This window comes from Thermocaproicibacter melissae, from assembly GCF_024498295.1.
GTDB classification, from domain to species: domain Bacteria; phylum Bacillota; class Clostridia; order Oscillospirales; family Acutalibacteraceae; genus Thermocaproicibacter; species Thermocaproicibacter melissae.
This window is the reverse complement of the sequence record NZ_CP101827.1, coordinates 559,602-581,367: the sequence shown is the minus strand read 5'-3', so window position 1 is coordinate 581,367 and position 21,766 is coordinate 559,602. Positions and strand designations below refer to the sequence as shown.

Here is a 21,766-nt window from a genome sequence, read left to right as displayed (position 1 = left end):
TCAGCAGTTTTCATGCGTTCTGTTGTTCTCTTTGCACCGCCGCCCGATATTGGGCAGCGAGTTCTTCCATCAACCGGTGCACGGTTGTAATTTCATGAACCCTTCCTCCGTTTGCGCCAACAAACACAAAACCATTTTCTAAATTTCCCCTGCAAGCATTCACCAGTGCCGCTGTAATGCAGTAAGGTCCTTTTTCCTGCCGACATGTTGTAATGCAGTGGTACGGACAGTTTTCCGGCTTCTGCCCGCCGGCCGCCGCGCTCTTTAAAAAATTGTTTATAATCGCTCTGCCGGGCATACCAACCGGACTTTTGATAATCCCGATATCCTGCTCGCGGCAATTGACAAAAGCCTGTTTAAAGCGAATATCGGCATCACATTCCTCTGTCGCCACAAAGCGCGTTGCCATTTGAACAGCGGACGCGCCCAACCGCAGCAGGCGATGGATATCATCGCCGGTAAAAACTCCCCCTGCGGCAATAACCGGAATTTTTCTTCCCGCGGCTTTTTCATAGGGAGTAACGGCAGCAACAACCTGCGGAACCAGTTTTTCCAATTGATAATCGGGGTCGTTTATCTGCTCAGGATGAAAGCCGAGGTGTCCGCCCGCTTTAGGACCCTCCAGCACAAAAGCGTCCGGAATGCGGTGGTATTGCCGCAGCCACCATTTAGCAATCCTATCCGCCGCTCTGGCTGAGGATACAATGGGAACCAGCTTGGTTTTGCACCCCACAGGGCAAAATTCCGGAAGGCGCAGGGGCAGCCCGGCACCGGCAAAAATCAGGTCTATGTTTTCTTCCATTGCCGTACGCGCCATTTCTTCAAAATTGGTCAGTGCCACCATAATGTTGACACCCAGAACCCCATTTGTTTTGGCGCGTGCCTTTGCAATTTCTGCTTTCAGCCCCGCACGATCCTCCTGCAGTTTGCCTGTGCCGCCGCCAAGCACCCCAACACCCGCTGCGGAAATAACGCCGACTCCGCCTTCATTTGCTACCGCCGAGGCAAGACCGCTCATGGAAATTCCGATTCCCATGCCGCCCTGCACCACGGGCGCCTGTATTTTTAGTTCACCGATATGGAAATCGGTTCCGGACCAGTCTGCCATAAAAGCTCCTTTCCCGGCAGCATTGCCACTACATGCAAAGGCCGCCGTCAACCCGAATAACCTCACCGGTAATATAACCGGAGAGGTCCGAAGCTAGGAAAACTGCAAGATTTGCAACATCTTCCGGTTTTCCCATCCGCTTCATCGGAATAGCGTTCTCCATCCGCTCCCGAGCCTGCCCATTCATCTCACGCGTCATCGCCGTGTCAATCAGGCCCGGGGCAATTGCGTTGCAGGTCACATTCCGGCCCGCTAGTTCCCGCGCAACGGATTTGGTCAATCCAATCAGTCCGGCCTTGGCGGAAGAATAATTTGCCTGCCCTGCACTGCCGACCAGCCCCGAAGCCGATGAAATGTTGATAATTCTTCCCGCGCGTTTCCTTGCAAAAAGCATATAAGTTTGGCGAATCATGTGAAATGCGCCTTTTAAATTTACATTTAATACGCGTTCAAAATCCTCTTCCTTCATCTGCGGAACCAATCGGTCGATTGTAATGCCGGCATTGTTCACCAGAATATCGATTCCGTCGAAATCGGATTGAATTTTTCCGACCGTTTCCTTAACATTCTCCCAATCGGAAACATCGCATTGATACGGCAGCACCTTTCTGCCAAGCGCGCGGATTTGTTCACAAAGTTCTTCCGCCGCTTGACGGCTTCCGCAGTAAATTGCTGCGATATCCGCACCGTGAGCTGCAAATCGGAGCGCAATTTCCCTGCCGATTCCTCGGGATGCGCCCGTAATTACCGCTGTTTTACCTTTGAGCATGTTCTTCCTCCATTACAAGCCGAATTGCCTGTGTAAGGCTCTCCGGGTCCTGAACTCCGACCGTTTTCACGTTCGGAGAAATTCTGTGGATGAGCCCGCACAGCGTATGCCCCGGGCCAACCTCCACAAATGTATCAAATCCATCCGCCGTCATATTCTCTATGGTTTTCTGCCAAAGCACGGGGCTTGACGCCTGACGTGCCACTAAAGAAGCCGCATTCTTACCGTACGGTTGCGCCGTCACATTGGAATACAGCTCAACAGCGGGAGCTTTGAGCGTATAATGCTTCAGTTCCTCCGCAAGCCCTTTCGATGCCTCTGCCATAAGCGGGGAATGAAACGCCCCTGATACAGCAAGGCGGACTGTTTTTCCGCCCGCTTCGGCGACCAATTTGCGCAGGGCGGAAACAGCTTCTTTTGTACCTGCCGCCACCAGCTGACCCGGGCAATTGTAGTTTACGGGCCATGCTCCGGCCTCTTTGCAAAGCTGCTCCGCCTGCCCTGTTTCTAACCCTAAGATTGCGGCCATTGTGCCTTCTGTGCGCTGAGAACATTGTTCCATGAGTTCTGCCCTTTTTAAGACAAGACGGAACGTGTCCTCCTGAGAAAGAACACCGGTATAAGCAAGCGCTGCGATTTCTCCCAGAGAAAACCCCGCAGCACCCTGCGCAGTGACGCCGGATTCCCGCAGTGCAGCGGCGCATGCCAACTCCACCGCTAAAACGCACGGCTGCGTATTCAGCGTTTGGGAAAGTTCCTGTTTCGTTCCTTCGAAGCACTGTCGAATCGTTCCGGGGCGAATTTGGTCCGCCATTTCGAAAACTTTTCTTGCCGACGGAAAAGTTTCATACAGTTTTTTCCCCATTCCCGGGTACTGGGCACCCTGACCTGAAAAAACAAATGCTATCTGACCCATTTTGTTCCTTCCCGCAGAATCTGCTCCGCTTCCTCGAATATTTCTGAAATAATTTCCTGCGCAGACTGTTCCTTTTTCACTAGAGCCGCTGCCTGCCCTGCCATGAAACAGCCCATTTTCTCGTCGCCCTCACGGGCAGCCAGCCGCAGTGCGCCGACACCCATTTGCTCTAATTCCTCATTAGAAACGGCGGGGTCGTATTCTTTTGCCAGAAATTCGCGAGAAAAGGCATTTTTCAGGCAGCGCACCGGGTGACCCAATCGCTTTCCTGTTATGACGGTGCTGATGTCTTTTGCCTTGAGGATTCGCTTCTTGTAATTCTGGTGTACGGTACATTCATACGCCGACAAAAAACGAGTCCCCACCTGCACACCGACCGCACCAAGCATAAACGCAGCCGCTGCCCCGCGGCCGTCCGCAATTCCGCCTGCCGCAATCACCGGAATGCTGACGCAGTCGCAAATCTGAGGAACCAGCACCATGGTGGTCAAATCCCCCACGTGTCCACCGGACTCTCCGCCCTCGGCAATCACTGCAGCGGCGCCCGACCGTTCCACATGCCGCGCAACAGCGGTGGATGCTACCACCGGCAGAACACGGATGCCGGCCTTATTCCACAGTTCCATATAGCGGGAAGGGTCGCCCGCGCCGGTTGTCACAACAGGGATTTTCTCCTCTGCCACAACATGAGCAACCTTTTCCGCAAATGGACTTTTCAGCATGATATTCACTCCGAAAGGCCGGTCCGTCATGGCTTTCGCTTTTCTGATTTCTGTTCTGAGCCATTCCTCATCGGCATTCATGGCAGAGATAATTCCAAGACCTCCGGCATTTGACACCGCGGCAGCCAATGAGGCATCCGCAATCCACGCCATTCCTCCCTGAAGAATTGGGTATTGAATTCCCAAAAGATCGCAAAGCGGTGTGTGTATCATTTTTTTCCCACACTTTCTTGAATCAGTTTTACAATATCCGCAACGGTCTTAATGTTGTCGTTCAGTTCCAGAGAAACCTGAAATTCATCTTCAAACTGCATGATAAGGTCAACTGTGTCCAATGAATCAAGCTCCAACTCTTCCAGTGTGCTTTCCGGGCGGATTTCGGAAACATCAATTTCCTTGTATTCTGCCAGAATCTTTGCAACTTTTTCAAATACCATGCTGATTTCCTCCAATATCATTTTAATTTTTCTCCCAGCGGATGATGCAGGAGCCCCATGTCAGCCCCGCACCGAAAGCGCACAGGAGCAGAATATCGCCTTTTTTCAGGCGATGATTTCGGTTCAGTTCGTCCAGCAGCAGCGGAATACTGGCGGCGGATGTGTTCCCACATTCCTCGTAATTGCCCGGAAATTTCTCTTCCGGCTGATGTAAACGAGTTCGGGCAGAATCGATAATGCGGCCATTTGCCTGATGCAGCAGAAAATAATCCACATCGTCCGCAGTCAATCCGGCATCTTTTACGGCCGACTCAATCTCATTTTGCACGGTTGTAACCGCAAATTTAAAAATCTCGCGTCCGTTCATGCTGAGCAGAGATCGACTCTTTTCCGTATCGTGCCAAAAAGGGCCGGAAACGTTTCTGCCGGGAACCTGCAAATTCTCACGCTGCCCCCGAGCACCTGTCCGCACAGTCAGCAGAGAATCTCCCCGCGACAGTACCACAGCTCCCGCACCATCGCCAAACAGCACACACGTACTTCTGTCTTTCCAGTCCAGAAAGCGGGAAAGCTGCTCCGCACATACAATTAAGATGTGATTTGCCATACCGGCACGAAAGTAGGCAGCGGCGCTGTGGAGTGCGTAAAGGAAACCGCTGCAGCCCGCATTTAAGTCAAACGCCGGACAATTAGCCCCCAACTCTGCCTGCACCAAACAAGCAAGAGATGGTGAGACATCCTCTCCCTGTAAAGTCGCACACAGAATCAAATCCATATCCGCGGCGGCAAGACCGGCGTTCTCAAGGGCTTTTTGCGATGCTTCTACCGCAATTTGGCTTAAAGTTTCGTCCTTGATAAAGTGCCTTCTTCGAATACCTGTACGCGTTGTAATCCATTCGTCGCTTGTGTCCACAAACTTGGTAAAATCATCGTTTTGCACAGTGAAGGCAGGAAGGCAACTGCCCGTTCCAGTGATTGTAAAACTCATTTACCTCTCCATTTCCGAAATCTTCTTTTTGAAGAATTCATCCAGTTTGGCAATTCCCCGCGCAAGAATCTGTTTTTCTTCCTCGGAGAATTCTGAACTGACTTGACGCACCATCTGCCGGTGAAAATAGCGGTGCGCATTATCCACCTTGCGCCCTTGTTTTGTCAGGACGACATACACCATTCGGCCGTCCTCCCCGCTTTTTACCTTTTTCACATATCCCTTTTTCAACAGCTTATTGATAGCGACAGTAACAGAAGGCAGCGTAATATCCAGTTCCTGTGCAAGTTCGCTGATGGTTCTGCCCTGCTCCCGTTTTTTTTCCCACGGCCTCCAAAAGATGCAGCTCGCTGATTGAAAGATCAATCAACGTTCTTTTCAGCGTATCTTCTTCAACTTTGAGAATGGAACGGAACGTATCCACCAGAATATCGTTGAGTTCTTTTTCAAACGAATCCAGCACGAACGTTTTCCCTCTCCCCATATAATTAGTTTGTTTATCTAAGTTTATATCATGAATCAAACACTTTGTCAAGCGAAAATTTACATTTTTGCCACTTACAAATACGGAATGAATTTCTCCACTGTCTTTACTCGACTTTTTCCAACCAAAACGCCTAAAATGTCATCTCAGAAAATTCGACACAAAAAAATAGACTCCACGTTCTTCTTCATAATGCATAACTCCTGCCGATTAGGAAAAGCCTATGAAAGATAAACACTTACAAATCGGGCAACAATATCAATTATTGGCAGACATTACACGTTCTGCATCTTTTTCTGGTAAGCGATTCCCCAATCATAAATTGCCTGAATGATTGGCCGCATGGATTCCCCCAGCGCTGTCAGCTCATAGTCCACACGAGGCGGAACCTCTGCATATACCGTGCGTTTGACAATTCCGTCCTGTTCCAACTGCCGCAGCTGCATAGTTAAGGTGCGGCAAGTGATTTTCGGCATCATTTTTTTCAATTCACCGAACCGCTTTTTCCCTCCAAGCAAACGATAGAGAATGATTCCCTTCCATTTGCCGCTGATAATATTAAGTGTTGTTTCCACAGGACAGGGCTGACCCGCGCATTCCTGCGCCAAAGAATGATTTTCCATGTAATGCCCTCCTACAGTATACTAAATATAGTAATAATACTTTGTTTATATTATATATCATTATTTTGCGTACTTCAATATTTGTTTATTATATGCTAACATGAATGCAAAGAAAGGTGGTTTAAAAAATATGAATACCATGAACCAAAAAATTTTGGAGGCTTTTCGCTTCCGTTATGCCTGTAAAAAATTTGACCCATCGAAAGCAGTTTCCAAAGAAGACTTTGACACAATACTGGAAGCGGCACATCTTTCACCAAGTTCCTTCGGTTTTGAGCCATGGAAAATTGTTGTTGTACAAGACCCGGAGCTGAAAAAGAAACTTTATCCCATCGCTTGGGGTGCACAGAATAGCTTAAACGGAGCAAGCCATTTTGTCATTCTGTTGGCGCGCAAGAAAATCGATAGAGTACAATAAAGTTCGCAATTTCGAGAAGGTATAGAAAAGCCATTGGGACTCCTTTAAAATGAATGGTGTCAAGACATTCAAAAAGGAGTTGGTCCCAATGACTCAAGGAAAGAATAACACAGATCTTACGGAATTGCTACTGAAATGTATGGCGGAGCCCGACCCGATGCTCAGTATGCTGGAATGGCTCTGCGCTCAACTGATGGAGGCGGAGGTTTCCGGCCTTGTGGGGGCGGAAAAGAATGCGCACAATCCGTCTCGAAGTGACTACCGCTGCGGATATCGTCCCCGGAGGCTGGATACTCGCGTAGGGACGATGTATCTCATGGTGCCAAAGCTGCGCAGCCATGGATATATCCCGTTCTTTGTCACTGAACGCAAACGCAGCGAGGCGGCGCTGGTACAGGTTATTCAGGAGGCATTCGTGCAGGGCGTGTCCACACGGAAGATGGAAAAGTTGGCTCACAGTCTGGGGATAGAGAACCTCTCCCGCAGTCAGGTCAGTGAGATGACAAAAGGGCTCAATGAACAGGTACAGGAATTTCGCAACCGTTCTCTGACGGATACTCGTTATCCTGTCATTTGGACGGATGCCCTGTACGAAAAAGTCCGTATGGATGGCCGTGTCGTCAGCATGGCGGTGATGGTTGTCTGCGGCGTCAACGAGCAAGGGCACAGGGACATTCTCGCCGTGGAGCCGATGCTGGACGAATCCAAAGAGAGCTATTCCCAGTTGTTTCAAAGTCTTTTGGATCGCGGCTTGAAAACACCGCTGCTGGTGGTTTCCGATGCGAACAAAGGGCTGATTGCCGCCATCCGAGAAAGTTTTCCCGGCGCATCCTGGCAACGCTGCAAAGTGCATTTCATGCGAAATATTCTGGCCCATATACCGCAGAAAGAAAAAGAATCCTTTGCGGTCCAACTGAAAGAAATCTGGCTGGCGCCTTCCGTCCAATTAGCGCGACAGCGCGCAAAACAGTTGTCGGAGCAATATGGGAAGCGGTTTCCCAAAGCAATCGAGCTTCTGGAAGACGGGCTGGAGGACTCACTGGCTTTCTATGCATTCCCCGAGCTTGATGCCCGTAAAATCTCATCGACCAATATGCTGGAACGGCTGAACAAGGAAATCCGGCGCAGAACCAACGTCGTCGGGATATTCCCAAACAAAGATTCCTATCTGCGGTTGGTTACAACATATCTCATGGAATACGCTGAAGACTGGTCCGTTTCCAGAGCATATTTGAATCCCAAATCGATTCAGACACTTCTGCTAAGCGCAGCTTAATTCATTTCGTGGAGTCCCCAAATTGCGAACTTCTCTTGACATAGCCCTGTAATTCTTATAATGATATAATATAAATAAAAATACTGTCTAAGGAGCTGTTATTGTGGTGGAAAGAATTAAAAAACTCTCTAAGATGCAGAAAATTGTCTTTGCTTCTATTTGTGCAGCGATTATCCTGATTATTGCCATTTGTTCAATTACCAATTCTCATCATAATAAGATTGATTTGGCAGATGTTTATGCGATAAGAGTAGAAGGATTAGATACTCAAGGAAAAGCAAAATGCGAATTAAACAAGGAAAGCCTTAAAACTATCTTAATCGATAAGAATATTGACGCATACAGAGGTAACCTTTTCCTTGATAGTATGAAATGTAGTCTCAGCAAAACAGAGAACCTTAAAAATGGCGATAAAATACTCTTAACAATTACATACGATAATACACTGGCTGAGCAACTAAACTTGTCTTTTAAAAACACACAAAAAGAAATAGAAATATCTGGTCTGGAAAAAGGTAAAGAAGTTGACGTTTTTAGAGATTTAGAAGTCTCCTACACAGGTACTTCACCAGACGGGAAGGTATCTCTAATCAATAATTCCAATGATCCGTTTATCTCTTTAGTCACATTTGAATCTTCTCAAGATATAGTTGCAAATGGTGATAAAATTGTAGTAAAGGCTATATATCCAGAGCAAGAGGCTATATCACATAAAGCAATAGTAAAAGAATCTGAAAAAAGTTATATTGTTTCTGGCCTTCCGGAATACGTTTCAAAAGCAAATCAAATAGATTCAAAAAGGCTGTCCGATATCAAATCCATGAGTGATAAAGTCATTGAGGAAAATCTCGATATTTCAATACCCTATTTTGTCAACCACCTTTCTGATTTAAACTGTGATCCCGTGTTTACTCTTGGAGACACTTATTCTCACAAGAACATCAAGCTGCAAAAAGCGTACTTATATACTGTGAAAGATAATCCAACAGCTGGTGGGCCTATGCATAATGAAGTTATTACCTTATCAAGCGTAGATATTATTGCAAATGGGAAAACTGTTGGCACGGCCTATATACTTGTCAATATTTGTGATGTAATAATAAAAGATGGTAAATTAATCAGTACAGAGAATAATGAAAATAATTATGGTAATTACAATTCTCTTGAGGAAGCACAAGAGGCAGCGGAGGACTTTTATGGTAGTACAAATTACAATATTGAACCAATAAATATTGGCTCTATAATAAATGTTGGGGTGTAACGAATAGAGCCTAAGAAAAAGAGTAAAAAAAGTAGAGCATATTCGATGAAAAACCTTTAAAATGGAAATTACCACTATCCCATGTTGGAGGTCATCGATATGCTCTGTACTCATTCTACCGAAAAACTGCTTGGATTAAAAGGGGTAATCGTAAAAAATGTGAGGCAATTACCCGATAAAACGGAAATTTTCATTGAGTTGCCGAGAAAGCCGCATATTTGCCCTTGCTGTGAACATCAAACCAGCTATGTCCATGATTACCGTTGTCAAACGGTAAAGGACATTCCCGCTTTTGGTAAACACACCAGTTTAATTCTCCGCAAGCGCCGGTATCGCTGCTCTTCCTGCGGAAAGCGTTTCTTTGAACATAACTCGTTTCTGCCAAGATATCACCGCATGACAAATCGATTAGCCGCGTATATCATTTCAAAGCTTTCCGACGTACGTTCCTTTACCAGTGTAGCACGAGAAGTAAATCTTTCGGTTTCAACCATAATCCGGATTTTTGATTGTATCAACTATGGAAAGCCGCAGCAATTACCCGAAGTTGTATCAATTGATGAGTTTAAAGGCAATACAAACAATGAGAAATATCAATGCATTCTGACCGATCCGGTCCGGCACCGAATCCTTGATATTCTTCCTGCTCGTTACAACCACAAGCTGACAGAATATTTTAGCCGGATCGACCGTTCTCAAACCAAGTATTTTGTCAGCGATATGTGGAGTACATATGCTAGTATTGCTCAGACATATTTTAAAAATTCCATTTATGTCATTGACAAATATCATTACATTCGTCAGGTATTTTGGGCTTTTGAAGCTATTCGCAAGGAAGAACAGAAAAGGTTTAGCAAGACCCGAAGAATTTACTTTAAGCGCTCTCGAACCTTGCTGAACAAACGATATGAATTTCTCACTCCGGAGCAAAAACAACAGGTTAATATCATGCTTTATGCAAGCAGCCGTTTGCTGACAGCCTACTCTCTTAAAGAACAGTTTTTCAAAGTTCTTGATTCCTCCGACAGTCAGTCCGCACGGACAGCGCTATCCCATTGGATTATGACCGCACAAAACAGTGGCCTTTCAAGATTTGTTGCTTGTGGAAATACCATGGTGCGCTGGTCAAAAGGTATTCTAAATTCGTTTGATTGCCCTTACACCAATGGTTTTACCGAAGGGGTTAACAACAAGATTAAGGTACTCAAACGCAATGCCTACGGTTATCATAATTTTACCCGCTTTCGTAATCGCATTCTTCACATGTTCCATGTTTCAACGAAAAATGGAGCAGCTTAGTGCCGCTCCATCCCGTGTTTCCATTTTGGGTTACCCCAACTATTGACATAGAGCCTAAATATTCAATAATCTCCAGGTCAAAAATGACTCGGACATTTTGTCCGAGTCATTTAATTTATAGACGATATCAGTATCAACTAAGGTATTGCAAAATCAGACAATATGTGGTAAAATATAGTAGATAAACAAATAACCCTATTAACAACACCATTAGCTGCAAGAAGTTTCGCCGACTTCTTACACTAATCCAAACGTAGCTAAGATACGTTCAGAAGGCCAATAGGTCATTAACAGGGTTGGTTTTCTGTGGTACCTTTAGGGTATCACAGTGAACATACACTTGTCAAGAGCTTGAACGTATCGCTTACCAGGCTGCGTTCAGGCTCTTGCTTTTTGTTACCACACAAAAAGCAAGATCGTGGACGTCTAGTTCACCTTTCCACAATGTCAGCACCATTGTGTATCCTTTATTTAACCGAATTCAGTCTCTCTGGAACAGCCGGGACATTGACAACCTCGATGCCCGGGAACTCTGAGCCAATTCACTGTTGGGAAACAGGGAAAACTTTCAGAATCAGAATAAGACTGAATGAATGCTACGGCACGGCAATAAAGGGTTGGCGAACCTTGACAATAGAAAAGGAAGTAAAACAAGAGGAATACCTATTACGGAGCTTCGCATTCTGCGGCGCGCAATAGGAAATACGTGGAAAAATACACTGGGAATGACGCTGGCATTCGCTGCGCTTTCTCGGCGTATCCACAGGAAGCGGCTTGTTTGAACCCGCCTTACGATACCAGTAAGCCTAGCACACTTTCTGCTATCGTAAGTAAGTATTTAATACAACAATTAAACACTTACTTACGATAGCAGGAAAAGGCCCATCTAAGAGCCTTTTCCCATTATCATTTTGGAGGCGTCACCCAGATTCGGACTGGGGATCAGGGTTTTGCAGACCCTTGCCTTACCACTTGGCTATGACGCCAGACAAGTTGGAGCGAACGACGGGGCTCGAACCCGCTACCTCCACCTTGGCAAGGTGGCGCTCTACCAGATGAGCTACGTTCGCAAGCGGTGGTGCCTCCGGGCGGAATCGAACCACCGACACGGGGATTTTCAGTCCCCTGCTCTACCAACTGAGCTACAGAGGCATATTATGGCGACTCGGATCGGGATCGAACCGACGACCTCTAGCGTGACAGGCTAGCGTTCTAACCAGCTGAACTACCGAGCCAGGTGGTGGGAACAATAGGACTCGAACCTATGACCCCCTGCTTGTAAGGCAGGTGCTCTAACCAGCTGAGCTATGCTCCCGTCTTACTGTCGGTCGTGAGTTTTGCATCAGCGACGTTTAATATAATACTACAATCGAGTCCGTTTGTCAACCCAAAATATCAGATTTTCCGCACTTTTTCCCAGTTTTTTATCTGGGCTTAGAGGCTGCCACAATCAAGCGTTCCGTTTCCGGTTTTGGAGCTTCAAAGGAAAGATCTGCCCACACACCCTCTACTTTAAGCCCTGCTCTTTCCAGCATGGCACGCAGCTGCTGCTCGCTATAGGCCCGCTCCTGAAAATGTTCACAGCTTCGGTGGTACGTACCATCATCGAGGCGTTCAAACAAATCCAACGAAACGTTTACAACGGCGCTTTTCGGTTCACAGCGGTTCTGCCACACGCAATAAACGTTTTCCATGTCATAGATAAAGACGTTATTGGCTAGCACATTGCGATGCTTATATTCTGTGTTTGCATCGAAAACAAATAGTCCACCGGGGTTTAGAAACATTGCCATGCGGCGAAAGGATTCCTGAAGATCTGCTTCCATTGTAATGTGGTTTACGCTGTCCAGCATGCAAACAGCTGTATCAACGCCGCCGTAGAGGTCCATCTGCTGCATCTTCTGGCAGATGAACAAAATATTGTGCCCTGCCTTCGCAGCCTTTTGCTGGGCCACAGAAAGCATTTCCGGGGATGCATCAAGACCATATACATCGAAGCCACGCTCAGCCAATTCCAAGGTCAAGCTTCCTGTGCCGCATGCAAGGTCAAGGGTCAGCCCTGGTTCATGATTCATTTTCTTCAGCAGTTGAATCAAATAATCCGCACGGGCGGAATAATTTACATTTCGTGTGAGGGTATCATAGTACTTGGCAAGAGAAGAATAACTCATTTCTCCTCTCCCTTTTTTTCCTCCTCTTCCTTTTTGGCGAGGCGATCAAAAACAAGTTGATAGCCGTCACAACCATAATGGAGGGAACGGTTTACACGACTAATGGTAGCGGTGGATGCACCGGTTTCTGAAACAATATCACTGTAAACTTTTTTGTTACTCAGCATATGTGCGACCAAAAGTCTTTGTGACATAGCCTTAATTTCGGGGACTGTGCATAGGTCTTCAAAGAAAGCGTAGCATTCTTCCCTGTTCTTCAGCTGCAGAATTGCATCGAACAAAAAGTCAACGCTAGGTTCTTTTATCTTGGAATTCAAATCATCAACACTCCTTTCTAGCCTGTGCTATTTTAGCATGAAAAAGTGAAAAAGTAAAGGCACTGTGGCCCTACTTTGCACTATAATACCTATAATTTCTGATTTTGTTAGAGATGGGTTTTAGCTATTTAAACAATTTCCGCATTTTTCCTATAATACTTCCATTCGCAGGAAGACACCGCAAGCGGAACTCGCTTGCGGTGTCTTTTATTTCTCACAAACGGAAAGAATTTTCTTTTGGATTTGTTCTACTCCTTCACCGGAAATTGCTGAAAAAGGTACGAACTCGGTCCCGCACTGCGACGCAATCTTCTGAAACACAGACGTCATTTTTGCCCGCTGTGTTGCATTTAGCTTATCGCTTTTTGATGCTGCAATCAGGAATGGGATCTCCCTGCTGCGCAGAAAGGCAAGCATCGCCATATCGTCATCCGTCGGGTCGCGGCGCATGTCGATGATTTGCACCACCAAGCGGAAATCGCGTTCCTGTGCAAAATAGCCTTCAATAAGCTCCGCCCAGCGCTGTTTCTCGGCCGGGGTTACTTTTGCATACCCATAACCGGGCAAGTCGGCAAAACGGCAGAAACCTACATTATAAAAGTTTATCGTAGACGTTTTTCCGGGTGAAGAACTGACATGTGCAAGGCTTTTGCGATTGAGCAGCTTATTAATCATGGAGGACTTCCCAACATTTGACCTGCCGGAAAAAACAATTTCCGGCAGGGTACTTTGGGGAAGCCCGGCCGATGTTCCGGCCGCTGTCTCGAAAAAAGCGTTTTGAAAATTCATAGAGCTCCTCGTTACTGCGGAATCACGGACGACTGCTCAGTCGGCTTATGCTCCGGTGTTTGCACCGGAACCTTCGGCACGGTTGGCACCGTTCTCGGTTCCGCTTCTTTCTCGCTGCACATTGGTGTAGGAACCCTTGTGAGCGCAATTTTCAGTACCTGGTCAATCCTTTCAACCGGTTCAAAATGGACGTGGTCTTTGACAACGGAGTCAATCTCTTCAAGATCCGGTTCGTTGTCGGCAGGTATGATTACCGTCTTGATACCGTTGCGGTAAGCTGCCATCGACTTTTCTTTTAATCCGCCAATCGGCAGGACACGACCAAGGAGCGTAATTTCTCCCGTCATGGCGACATCATGCCGGATTGGAATATTGCACAATGCCGACGTAATCGCCGTAGCCATGGCGGTACCCGCAGACGGGCCATCCTTCGGCACGGCACCTTCCGGTGCGTGGATATGAATGTCGTACTTGGTGTAGAAGTCATGGCTGATGCCCAAAGCGGAAGCGCGGGTACGAATACAGCTGATTGCTGTTTTCGCCGACTCCTTCATGACGTCTCCCAAGGAACCTGTCAGTTCAATTTTTCCGGTGCCGTCCATAACCGCTACTTCAATCGGGAGCATCATGCCTCCGACACTCGTCCATGCGAGGCCGTTTACAAGGCCGACCATGTCGTGCTTATTAGCTGTTTCGTCCTTATATTTCTCAGGGCCAAGCAGCTCCCGAAGCTTTTCGGGGGTAACCGTTATTTTTGCGTTCTTATCTTCCACGAAGACTTTCGCGCACTTGCGGCAAATTGCTGCAATCTGACGCTCAAGATTCCGAACACCGGCCTCACGCGTGTAGGCGTCAATCAGTTTGTGAATTGCCGCAGGCGTGATTTTCAGCATTTTGGGTGTGATTCCGTGTTTCTTCAGTTGCTTCGGAATCAGATGTTCGGCAGCAATATGATATTTCTCTTCGTGCGTATAGCTCCCGAGGGTAATGACATCCATTCTGTCGTAAAGCGGCTCGGGAATTTCGCTTGCATCATTTGCGGTTGTCAGGAACATGACATTGCTCAGGTCGAAGGGCATGTCAATATAATGGTCATAGAAAGATTTGTTCTGATCCGGGTCAAGCACTTCAAGAAGTGCCGACGACGGATCACCGCGGAAATTGCTGCCCATCTTATCGATTTCGTCAAGCAGAATCAGAGGGTTGTTCGTCCCCGCCTGCTTGAGCGCGGCGATAATTCGGCCCGGCATGGAACCGATATAAGTGCGGCGGTGACCGACAATATCGGATTCGTCCCGAACGCCGCCGAGGGAAACACGGACATATTTTCTTCCGAGTGCTTCGGCAATCGAATGAGCAATGGAGGTTTTACCGACACCCGGAGGGCCTACTAAGCAAATAATCTGACCGCTGATGTCCGGTGAAAGTTTCCGGACTGCCAGAACCTCCAAAATCCTTTCCTTAACCTTTGTAAGGCCGTAATGGTCACGGTCAAGAATACGTTTTGCTCTTTTCAGATTGATGCGATCCTTCGTTGACTTGTTCCAAGGCAGTTCAAGGCAGGTATCAATATAGCTTTCGATGACGCTTGCTTCATGGGAACCTTCCGGCATCTTCATCAGGCGGTCACATTCCTTCAGGAGTTTCTCCTCCTGAAGTGGAGGCAGCTTTGCCTTTTTGATCCGCGCCTTCAAATCGTCGGCATCCTGCTGAGGACTATCGTTTTCCCCGAGTTCCTCGGAAATTGCGCGCATCTGTTCCCGAAGAAAATATTCCTTCTGGTTCTCGTCGATTTGTTCTTTTGCCCTCTGACTGATTTTCGCTTCGAGGGCAAGAATCTGGATTTCTTTCTTGAGCACCATCGAAAGTTTTTGCAGGCGGCGTACCGGATTCAGTTCCTCAAGGATTTTCTGTTTTTCCGTATAGTCAAGCGAAAGGTTTGCCGCAATATAGTCGGCAAGTTCCCCGCAATCTTTCTTTTGAATGACGCCGATAACGATATCCGGCGGAATATGGCTGTAATTCTGAATATACTCTTCAAAGAGGCTCTGCGTGTAACGAATCAATGCTTCCGAACGGGTCGTTTTGCGATATGGCGCAGTTTCTACTCTGCATAGTTCTGTGAGCAGATACGGTTCCGTCTTTGCAACGGAAATTACCTCCGCACGATACAGGCCCTCCGCAAACAGGCGGATGCCTTCATCGCTGCGGCGGATAATCTGCCTAATCTTGGCAACTACGCCAGTTTTGTATATTTGACTACCGTCCGGATCATTGTCTCCAAGATTCTTCTGCGCCACAAGAAAGATCAGTTGATCGCTCTGCATTGCACTTTCCAGTGCTTCGACCGACTTCTTGCGGCCGACATCAAACTGAAGAAGCATTCCTGGAAACATGACAAGCCCACGCAGTGCGAGAGCCGGCAGTGTAAATGTGTTCTGCAACTCAGTATTTCTGCTCATAATATCTCCTCGAAAAAAGGCTGCTGCAGAGTGGCCGGCCAAGATACCACACTACAACAGTCCCTGCTTGTCATTAAGAAGCTGTTTCTTTTCGACCTCTTTTGCCCGGAGTAGTAATCTTCAGGTTAACAGGTTTCCGATCCGAATTATAGACAATCTTTGGTTTAGCACCGTTTAAGACAGTGTCCGCAGTTATTGTTACTTTCTCAATCTTGTAATCAGACGGAACATTGTACATCAAGTCGGTAAGGAAACCTTCCACCACGGACCTGAGGCCGCGTGCACCGGTATGGCGTTCCATTGTCTTTTTGGCAATTGCTTTCAACGCATCCGGTTCAAATTCAAGTTCAACCTTATCGAGCTGGAACAGCTTTTTGTACTGGCTGATGAGACTGTTCTTCGGTTCCGTAAGGATGCGGACTAAGGCATCTTCGTCGAGAGCATCGAGAGATGCAATCACCGGAAGACGGCCAACGAGTTCCGGAATCATGCCGAACTTTACGAGGTCGTGCGGTTCAACATCTTTCATCCAGGACATGGAATCGAGCTCTTCCTTGCTGTGAACCTCTGCCCCAAACCCGATGCCCGTTTTTGCACTGCGACGTTCTATAATCTTTTCCAGACCATCAAACGCGCCGCCGCAGATAAAAAGAATATTGGTTGTATTGATTTGCAGAAATTCCTGCTGAGGATGTTTGCGACCGCCCTGCGGAGGAACATTTGAAATTGTGCCCTCAAGAATCTTGAGGAGAGCCTGCTGAACACCTTCGCCGCTGACATCACGGGTAATGGAGGGGTTTTCAGACTTCCGTGCAATTTTATCAATTTCATCAATATAGATTATGCCGCGTTCTGCTCGCTCGATATCAAAATCTGCTGCCTGAATCAATCGCAGCAATATGTTTTCGACATCTTCGCCCACATAACCGGCTTCCGTTAACGTTGTTGCATCCGCAATAGCAAACGGAACATCCAAAATCTTTGCCAGTGTTTGTGCCAGATACGTTTTGCCAACACCGGTAGGCCCGAGAAGCAGGATGTTGCTCTTGGTCAACTCAACATCGTCGTTTCCCTTGCCATAATAAATTCTTTTGTAATGATTATAAACTGCAACAGAAAGAGCAATTTTGGCTCTGTCTTGCCCAATGACATATTCGTCAAGCTTTTTCTTGATCTCATGCGGTTTGGGCAGTTCAGATACTCCGCTGTAGCTTTCCTTCCGTTGCGAGAGGTTCTTCTCGTCGTTCAAAATGGACATGCAGAGTTCTACACATTCGTCACAGATGAAGACGCCCGGCCCTGCAATCAGGCGGCGCACTTCACTCTGTGCTTTTCCACAGAACGAACAGCAGATTTCCCTTCCCCTGTTGTCTTCACTGTTTGCCACTGTATCACCTTATTTCATCGGCTGGCAATGACCTTATCAATCAAGCCATATTTCACGGCTTCTTCCGGAGTCATGAAATTGTCGCGATCTGTGTCGCGTTCAATGACTTCAATCGGCTGACCGGTGTTTTCCGCAAGGAGCTGGTTTAGCAGCTTCTTTTTGTCGGAAAGATAGTTCGCATGAATCATGATATCCGAAACCTGCGACTGTGGTACACCACCGCTCGGCTGATGGATGAGAATATCCGAGTGCGGGAGCGAATAGCGCTTGCCCTTTGTACCCGCAGCAAGGAGGAAGGCTCCCATACTGGCGGCAAGGCCCATGCAGATAGTGCAGACATCGCACTTGATATATTTCATAGTGTCGTAAATTGCGATGCCGGCTGTCACCGACCCACCCGGACTGTTAATGTAAAGGCTGATGTCCTTTGTCGGATCCTGCCCCTCCAGATAGAGGAGCTGAGCCACAACAAGGCTGGCCGTTGTGTCATTTATCTCGTCGTTGAGCATAATAATGCGGTCATTCAAAAGCCTTGAGAAAATATCATACGAACGCTCGCCGCGGTTCGTCTGTTCAATTACGTAAGGAACTAGACTGCTCATTTTGCCTTACCACCCTCACACTACATGCTTTAACAAGGATTGGCAAATCAATGCCGATTTATTCCGCACTTTCTGCCTCTTTTTTCTCGTCTGCAGAATCTTCCGTCTTCGGCGGCTCGCCCTCTGCGATGACAGCCTTATCCTTTACAAGGTTGAATGCTTTTTCGACAGCGATGTCCTTGGAAAGATCTTCAGCCGGAATGAGCTTCTTCACCTTATCGACTTCCACATGGTAGCCGTCTGCGAGCTTCTTGTACTCGTTCTCAATATCTTCTTCGGAAGGTTTAATCTCTTCCAGTTCAGCAATCTTTTCAAGAGCGAGACGGAGCTTCACCTGACGTTCTGCCTGCGGACGGAATTGTTCGCGGATAGAATCTTTATCGAGCCCAGTATATTTCATGTAGGTTTCGATGTTCATGCCCTGCGCCTGGAGGCGGTAGCTGAAGTCGCGAAGGTCCTCATCAATACGGTTCTCATACATAGCCTGCGGAATTTCAGCCTGCACCAGGCCAACCAGCTTATCAATCAACTGATTGTCAACGGCGTCATCTGCGGCAGCCTCGCGTGCATCGGTAATTCTCTTGCGAATATCGGACTTATATTCGTCAACCGTATTGAATTCACTTACGTCCTTGACGAAATCGTCATCAATTTCCGGCAGTTCTTTCTTCTTAATCTCATGGAGTTTGACTTTGAAAACAGCATCTTTGCCGGCAAGATTTTTCGCCTGATAATCCTCCGGGAATTTCACATTCACGTCAAACTCATCGCCGGTCTTGTGGCCGACGATCTGATCTTCAAAGCCCGGAATGAACTGGCCGGAGCCAAGTGTGAGGTTGTAGTTTTCGGCTTTGCCGCCTTCAAAGCGCTTACCATCGACATATCCGTCAAAATCAATTTCAACAATATCGCCGTTCTGCGCTTCGCGGTCTTCGACCGTCACCATTCTGGAGTTGCGCTCCTGTACGCGGGCGAGTTCATCCTCAACGTCTTTATCGGTAACTTCCACTTTCTTTTTCCAAGCCGTCAGGCCTTTGTAGCCCTCAATGGAAACTTCCGGCTTTGTGGTGATGGTAGCTTTGAAATCCAAGCCGTCTTTGCCAGCGGAAACAAGTTCAAAATCAACTTTATCGTCAATCATAACAAGGCCGGCTTCACGGATAGCGTTTTCCATTTCCTGCGGATAAAGCGAATTGATGGCTTCTTCGTAGAAGATCTGTTCGCCATAATATTTCTCAACAAATTTGCGAGGAGCTTTGCCTTTGCGGAAACCCGGAATTGTGATGTTTTTATTCTGTCTTTTATAGGCCTTTTCAACAGCGGCTTCAAAAGTTTCTGCGTCCACTGTGATTTCCAATTGATAGCGGTTTGTATCGACTTTATTGGATGATTTCAAACTCATTTGTTATTTCCTCCTGAATGTTTACATATTAACGGAAGACATTATACCACACGCCAAAAAAAGTTTCCACTGCCTTCCGAAATGTTTTTAATTTATTCATTTACACGAAGGGGCATAAAACCGAGGTAGTCACATGAGATAAGGTGCATCCGAACGCCTTTGTACTCCCCCATGGGAGAGCGTTTTGCTGCGGTGCTCCCGTGGATATGGCCATAATAGCAATCGGTTATCCCACGTTTCACGAGGGTATCCATAATCTCACGGCACTCCATCCCTCCGTAAGCGGGCGGATAATGGAGAAAGACAACCGGCTTTTTTCCGGTCTTCTCTGCCGCATCAATGGAAGCGTTCAGACGCCCGACCTCACGGTTCACAATTTTTTTGTCTTCCGCACTTTCCGCGTCATAAAGCCAGCCTCGCGTTCCGCAGACAGCAAGGCTTCCAACCGCTTCAGCGCTATTGTGGACGATGCTGATGCTGAAAAAACCGTTTTGTTCCAGAAAGGCCTCGATTTTTCTCCTTGTCGACCACCAATAGTCGTGGTTTCCTTTGAGAACCAGCTTACGGCCCGGCAGGCTGTTGAGAAAGCGAAAATCCTCAGTTGCTTCTTCGAGCTTCATCGCCCAAGAAATATCGCCGGCAACGACAACTGTATCTTCAGCTCCGACGACATTACGCCAATTCTTTTCTAACCGGGAAACATAGTCTTCCCATCCCTCGAAGACATCCATGGGTTTGTCGGAGCCAAGGGAAAGATGAAGATCCGCAATTGCAAAAAGGGACATGGCATTACGACCTTTTCCCAGCAATCCGCAGCACGGCATCCCGCATGCCGTCTTTGGAGCAAACTTCAGAAAAGCGCAGCGGCTTTGTCCGAAGTGCGGCAATGGATTTCGGAACCTCGGTTCCCGTCCGTTCGGAAAGCATCTCAACCGCGCGGAAAACATCGCCCGCCGCATCGGATTCCGGAGAAACAGCGCTGAGAACATCCGGTGCGAACTTGTAGGGGCTTGCCGTGGAAACGACCACAATGGGCACAGAACTGCCGTTCTTTTCCCGGTATTCGCGGGCAACACGCGCGGCAACGGCAGTATGTGGATCGCAGAGGTAATGGTCTGCTTCGTAAACGCGCTTGATTTCTTCTTTCGTTTCGCTGTCATCACAGAATCCGGCAGCAAAAACCTCCTTAATTTTTGCGAGGGTTGCGCTGTCGACCTCGTAGCGGCCTGTTTCCGAAAGCTGTTTCATCCAGCCGGAAATCTTCGCGTCGTCACGGTCTGTAACGTCGTAAAGCAGGCGTTCGAGATTGCTTGAAACGAGGATATCCATGGACGGTGAGATGGTTGTGTAGAATTTGCGGTTCCTATCATAAACGCCCGTCGTCAGGAACTCCGTCAGGACGTTGTTGGCATTGGATGCGCAAATCAGGCGATGAACCGGAAGGCCCATCTTCTTTGCATAGTAACCGGCGAGAATATCGCCGAAGTTGCCGGTTGGAACGCAGAAATCAATTTCCTGCCCAAGCGGAATGGTTCCGGACGTCACAAGGTCGCAATACGCTGAAAAATAATACACGATTTGCGGCAAAAGCCTTCCCCAGTTGATGGAATTCGCGCTCGAGAACATCATGCCGTTGGCGGCAAGCTGCTTCTGCACGTCTTCGTCAGTGAAAATTCTCTTTACGCCGGTCTGTGCGTCGTCAAAATTACCCTGAACGGCAACGACGGAAACATTGGAGCCCTCCTGCGTGCGCATCTGCCTCTCCTGCATGGCGCTGACGCCGTCCTGCGGGTAAAAGACAAGTATTTTTGTGCCTTCCACATCGCGGAAGCCTTCCAGAGCCGCCTTGCCTGTATCGCCGGAGGTTGCAACAAGAATTAAAGCATCTTTGTCAGCACGAATTTTTTTCAAAGAACGGGTCAAAAAATGAGGGAGAATTTGCAGCGCCATATCCTTAAATGCGCAAGTCGGGCCGTGCCAAAGTTCAAGAAACGAAATTCCCGACTTCAGAACAGAGACCGGCGCGGGGACTCCGCCTGAGAATTTCCGGCTATCGTATGCGCGGGAGGTACATTCTGCAATCTCCTCCGAGGTGAAATCAGTAAGATATTTTCTCATAATCAGAGCAGCCCGGGCACGGTAATCCATCTTCACCAAACCCGAAAGCTCCGCCTCGGAAATCCGAGGGAAATCTTCCGGAACAAACAGGCCGCCGTTGCTGCAGATGCCCTGTGCGATTGTCTGAGCTGCAGAAACGGAGACTCGGCTGTCCCGTGTTGACTGATACTTCAAGGCGTTTTCCCCTTTCCCTGTCGTTCCGGCACCAAGCAGCGGC

21 protein-coding genes and 5 tRNA genes are annotated in these 21,766 nt (G+C 47.6%); 4 read left to right on the top strand and 22 right to left on the bottom strand.

All coding sequences use genetic code 11. The annotated features are described in order from the left end of the window. Nucleotides 1–10: 10 nt before the first annotated feature. The 8 genes from NOG13_RS02955 to NOG13_RS02920 form a co-directional block, all read right to left on the bottom strand. A complete protein-coding gene (locus NOG13_RS02955) occupies nucleotides 11–1,108 on the bottom strand; it encodes an NAD(P)H-dependent flavin oxidoreductase (protein WP_283110799.1) in 1,098 nt (365 codons plus the stop codon). Between the two features lie 28 nt (nucleotides 1,109–1,136). Continuing rightward, nucleotides 1,137–1,877: a 3-oxoacyl-[acyl-carrier-protein] reductase gene (gene fabG / locus NOG13_RS02950; RefSeq protein WP_283110798.1), complete on the bottom strand. Its 741-nt coding sequence runs from the start codon at nucleotides 1,875–1,877 to the stop codon at nucleotides 1,137–1,139. Further along, complete coding sequence (locus NOG13_RS02945) at nucleotides 1,864–2,793, bottom strand: ACP S-malonyltransferase (protein ID WP_283110797.1); 930 nt, start codon at nucleotides 2,791–2,793, stop codon at nucleotides 1,864–1,866. Before NOG13_RS02945 ends, fabG begins: the two co-directional genes overlap by 14 nt. Further along, a complete protein-coding gene (fabK, locus tag NOG13_RS02940; protein WP_283110796.1) occupies nucleotides 2,781–3,728 on the bottom strand; it encodes an enoyl-[acyl-carrier-protein] reductase FabK in 948 nt (315 codons plus the stop codon). The genes NOG13_RS02945 and fabK overlap by 13 nt, the downstream gene beginning before the upstream one ends. After that, nucleotides 3,725–3,952 (bottom strand): acyl carrier protein, encoded by a 228-nt coding sequence (locus NOG13_RS02935; RefSeq protein WP_283110795.1) that lies wholly within the window; start codon nucleotides 3,950–3,952, stop codon nucleotides 3,725–3,727. Before NOG13_RS02935 ends, fabK begins: the two co-directional genes overlap by 4 nt. Nucleotides 3,953–3,974: 22 nt before the next feature. Then, nucleotides 3,975–4,940 (bottom strand): beta-ketoacyl-ACP synthase III, encoded by a 966-nt coding sequence (locus tag NOG13_RS02930; protein WP_283110794.1) that lies wholly within the window; start codon nucleotides 4,938–4,940, stop codon nucleotides 3,975–3,977. Next, the gene (locus NOG13_RS02925; RefSeq protein ID WP_283110793.1) at nucleotides 4,941–5,306 is read right to left on the bottom strand and encodes a MarR family winged helix-turn-helix transcriptional regulator; all 366 of its coding nucleotides are present in this window, start codon (nucleotides 5,304–5,306) and stop codon (nucleotides 4,941–4,943) included. A gap of 393 nt (nucleotides 5,307–5,699) precedes the next feature. Then, nucleotides 5,700–6,047 (bottom strand): winged helix-turn-helix transcriptional regulator, encoded by a 348-nt coding sequence (locus NOG13_RS02920; protein WP_283110792.1) that lies wholly within the window; start codon nucleotides 6,045–6,047, stop codon nucleotides 5,700–5,702. Nucleotides 6,048–6,147: 100 nt separating this feature from the next. Here NOG13_RS02920 and NOG13_RS02915 point away from each other — a divergent pair, with 100 nt between their 5' ends. From NOG13_RS02915 to NOG13_RS02900, 4 genes are all read left to right on the top strand, one after another. Next, nucleotides 6,148–6,465 carry a nitroreductase family protein gene (locus tag NOG13_RS02915; protein WP_283110791.1) on the top strand — a complete coding sequence of 106 codons (318 nt, stop codon included), beginning with the start codon at nucleotides 6,148–6,150 and terminating at the stop codon, nucleotides 6,463–6,465. A gap of 88 nt (nucleotides 6,466–6,553) precedes the next feature. Beyond that, entirely contained in the window at nucleotides 6,554–7,741 is a 1,188-nt protein-coding gene (locus tag NOG13_RS02910) for an IS256 family transposase (RefSeq protein ID WP_135661204.1), read from the top strand. Nucleotides 7,742–7,844: 103 nt separating this feature from the next. After that, entirely contained in the window at nucleotides 7,845–9,002 is a 1,158-nt protein-coding gene (locus tag NOG13_RS02905; RefSeq protein ID WP_283110790.1) for a hypothetical protein, read from the top strand. Between the two features lie 99 nt (nucleotides 9,003–9,101). Beyond that, nucleotides 9,102–10,301: an ISL3 family transposase gene (locus NOG13_RS02900; RefSeq protein WP_283110037.1), complete on the top strand. Its 1,200-nt coding sequence runs from the start codon at nucleotides 9,102–9,104 to the stop codon at nucleotides 10,299–10,301. 912 nt (nucleotides 10,302–11,213) lie between these two features. On the opposite strand, the gene NOG13_RS02895 is transcribed toward NOG13_RS02900, so the two are convergent. The 14 genes from NOG13_RS02895 to thrC all read right to left on the bottom strand — a co-directional run bounded on the left by NOG13_RS02895 (nucleotide 11,214) and on the right by thrC (nucleotide 21,723). After that, nucleotides 11,214–11,287, bottom strand: a tRNA-Cys gene (locus tag NOG13_RS02895). An 8-nt stretch (nucleotides 11,288–11,295) separates the two neighbouring features. Beyond that, nucleotides 11,296–11,371 (bottom strand) — tRNA-Gly (locus NOG13_RS02890). A gap of 6 nt (nucleotides 11,372–11,377) precedes the next feature. After that, nucleotides 11,378–11,453, bottom strand: a tRNA-Phe gene (locus NOG13_RS02885). A gap of 6 nt (nucleotides 11,454–11,459) precedes the next feature. After that, nucleotides 11,460–11,536, bottom strand: a tRNA-Asp gene (locus NOG13_RS02880). Nucleotides 11,537–11,539: 3 nt separating this feature from the next. After that, nucleotides 11,540–11,616 (bottom strand) — tRNA-Val (locus NOG13_RS02875). Nucleotides 11,617–11,725: 109 nt separating this feature from the next. Beyond that, nucleotides 11,726–12,472, bottom strand: coding sequence for a class I SAM-dependent DNA methyltransferase (locus tag NOG13_RS02870; protein ID WP_283110789.1), 747 nt, complete (start codon nucleotides 12,470–12,472; stop codon nucleotides 11,726–11,728). Then, nucleotides 12,469–12,789 (bottom strand): YerC/YecD family TrpR-related protein, encoded by a 321-nt coding sequence (locus NOG13_RS02865; protein WP_283110788.1) that lies wholly within the window; start codon nucleotides 12,787–12,789, stop codon nucleotides 12,469–12,471. Before NOG13_RS02865 ends, NOG13_RS02870 begins: the two co-directional genes overlap by 4 nt. 207 nt (nucleotides 12,790–12,996) lie before the next feature. Further along, nucleotides 12,997–13,578 (bottom strand): ribosome biogenesis GTP-binding protein YihA/YsxC, encoded by a 582-nt coding sequence (gene yihA, locus NOG13_RS02860; RefSeq protein ID WP_283110787.1) that lies wholly within the window; start codon nucleotides 13,576–13,578, stop codon nucleotides 12,997–12,999. 11 nt (nucleotides 13,579–13,589) lie between these two features. After that, nucleotides 13,590–16,040: an endopeptidase La gene (gene lon / locus NOG13_RS02855; RefSeq protein WP_283110786.1), complete on the bottom strand. Its 2,451-nt coding sequence runs from the start codon at nucleotides 16,038–16,040 to the stop codon at nucleotides 13,590–13,592. 73 nt (nucleotides 16,041–16,113) lie between these two features. Further along, nucleotides 16,114–17,427 (bottom strand): ATP-dependent Clp protease ATP-binding subunit ClpX, encoded by a 1,314-nt coding sequence (clpX, locus tag NOG13_RS02850; protein WP_283110785.1) that lies wholly within the window; start codon nucleotides 17,425–17,427, stop codon nucleotides 16,114–16,116. A 14-nt stretch (nucleotides 17,428–17,441) separates the two neighbouring features. Continuing rightward, nucleotides 17,442–18,029, bottom strand: coding sequence for an ATP-dependent Clp protease proteolytic subunit (locus NOG13_RS02845; RefSeq protein WP_283110784.1), 588 nt, complete (start codon nucleotides 18,027–18,029; stop codon nucleotides 17,442–17,444). Between the two features lie 58 nt (nucleotides 18,030–18,087). Continuing rightward, the gene (gene tig / locus NOG13_RS02840) at nucleotides 18,088–19,431 is read right to left on the bottom strand and encodes a trigger factor (protein WP_283110783.1); all 1,344 of its coding nucleotides are present in this window, start codon (nucleotides 19,429–19,431) and stop codon (nucleotides 18,088–18,090) included. 92 nt (nucleotides 19,432–19,523) lie between these two features. Further along, a complete protein-coding gene (locus NOG13_RS02835; protein ID WP_283110782.1) occupies nucleotides 19,524–20,216 on the bottom strand; it encodes a metallophosphoesterase in 693 nt (230 codons plus the stop codon). A gap of 4 nt (nucleotides 20,217–20,220) precedes the next feature. Further along, nucleotides 20,221–21,723, bottom strand: coding sequence for a threonine synthase (gene thrC, locus NOG13_RS02830; RefSeq protein ID WP_283110781.1), 1,503 nt, complete (start codon nucleotides 21,721–21,723; stop codon nucleotides 20,221–20,223). Nucleotides 21,724–21,766: the final 43 nt, after the last annotated feature.

Bases quoted from the DNA above. Each gene is read 5' to 3' on its own strand.
- NOG13_RS02955 (WP_283110799.1), bottom strand. From the start codon at position 1,108: ATGGCAGACTGGTCCGGAACCGATTTCCATATCGGTGAACTAAAAATA.
- fabG (WP_283110798.1), bottom strand. From the start codon at position 1,877: ATGCTCAAAGGTAAAACAGCGGTAATTACGGGCGCATCCCGAGGAATC.
- NOG13_RS02945 (WP_283110797.1), bottom strand. From the start codon at position 2,793: ATGGGTCAGATAGCATTTGTTTTTTCAGGTCAGGGTGCCCAGTACCCG.
- fabK (WP_283110796.1), bottom strand. From the start codon at position 3,728: ATGATACACACACCGCTTTGCGATCTTTTGGGAATTCAATACCCAATT.
- NOG13_RS02935 (WP_283110795.1), bottom strand. From the start codon at position 3,952: ATGGTATTTGAAAAAGTTGCAAAGATTCTGGCAGAATACAAGGAAATT.
- NOG13_RS02930 (WP_283110794.1), bottom strand. From the start codon at position 4,940: ATGAGTTTTACAATCACTGGAACGGGCAGTTGCCTTCCTGCCTTCACT.
- NOG13_RS02920 (WP_283110792.1), bottom strand. From the start codon at position 6,047: ATGGAAAATCATTCTTTGGCGCAGGAATGCGCGGGTCAGCCCTGTCCT.
- NOG13_RS02915 (WP_283110791.1), top strand. From the start codon at position 6,148: ATGAATGCAAAGAAAGGTGGTTTAAAAAATATGAATACCATGAACCAA.
- NOG13_RS02910 (WP_135661204.1), top strand. From the start codon at position 6,554: ATGACTCAAGGAAAGAATAACACAGATCTTACGGAATTGCTACTGAAA.
- NOG13_RS02900 (WP_283110037.1), top strand. From the start codon at position 9,102: ATGCTCTGTACTCATTCTACCGAAAAACTGCTTGGATTAAAAGGGGTA.
- NOG13_RS02870 (WP_283110789.1), bottom strand. From the start codon at position 12,472: ATGAGTTATTCTTCTCTTGCCAAGTACTATGATACCCTCACACGAAAT.
- yihA (WP_283110787.1), bottom strand. From the start codon at position 13,578: ATGAATTTTCAAAACGCTTTTTTCGAGACAGCGGCCGGAACATCGGCC.
- lon (WP_283110786.1), bottom strand. From the start codon at position 16,040: ATGAGCAGAAATACTGAGTTGCAGAACACATTTACACTGCCGGCTCTC.
- NOG13_RS02845 (WP_283110784.1), bottom strand. From the start codon at position 18,029: ATGAGCAGTCTAGTTCCTTACGTAATTGAACAGACGAACCGCGGCGAG.
- tig (WP_283110783.1), bottom strand. From the start codon at position 19,431: ATGAGTTTGAAATCATCCAATAAAGTCGATACAAACCGCTATCAATTG.
- NOG13_RS02835 (WP_283110782.1), bottom strand. From the start codon at position 20,216: ATGTCCCTTTTTGCAATTGCGGATCTTCATCTTTCCCTTGGCTCCGAC.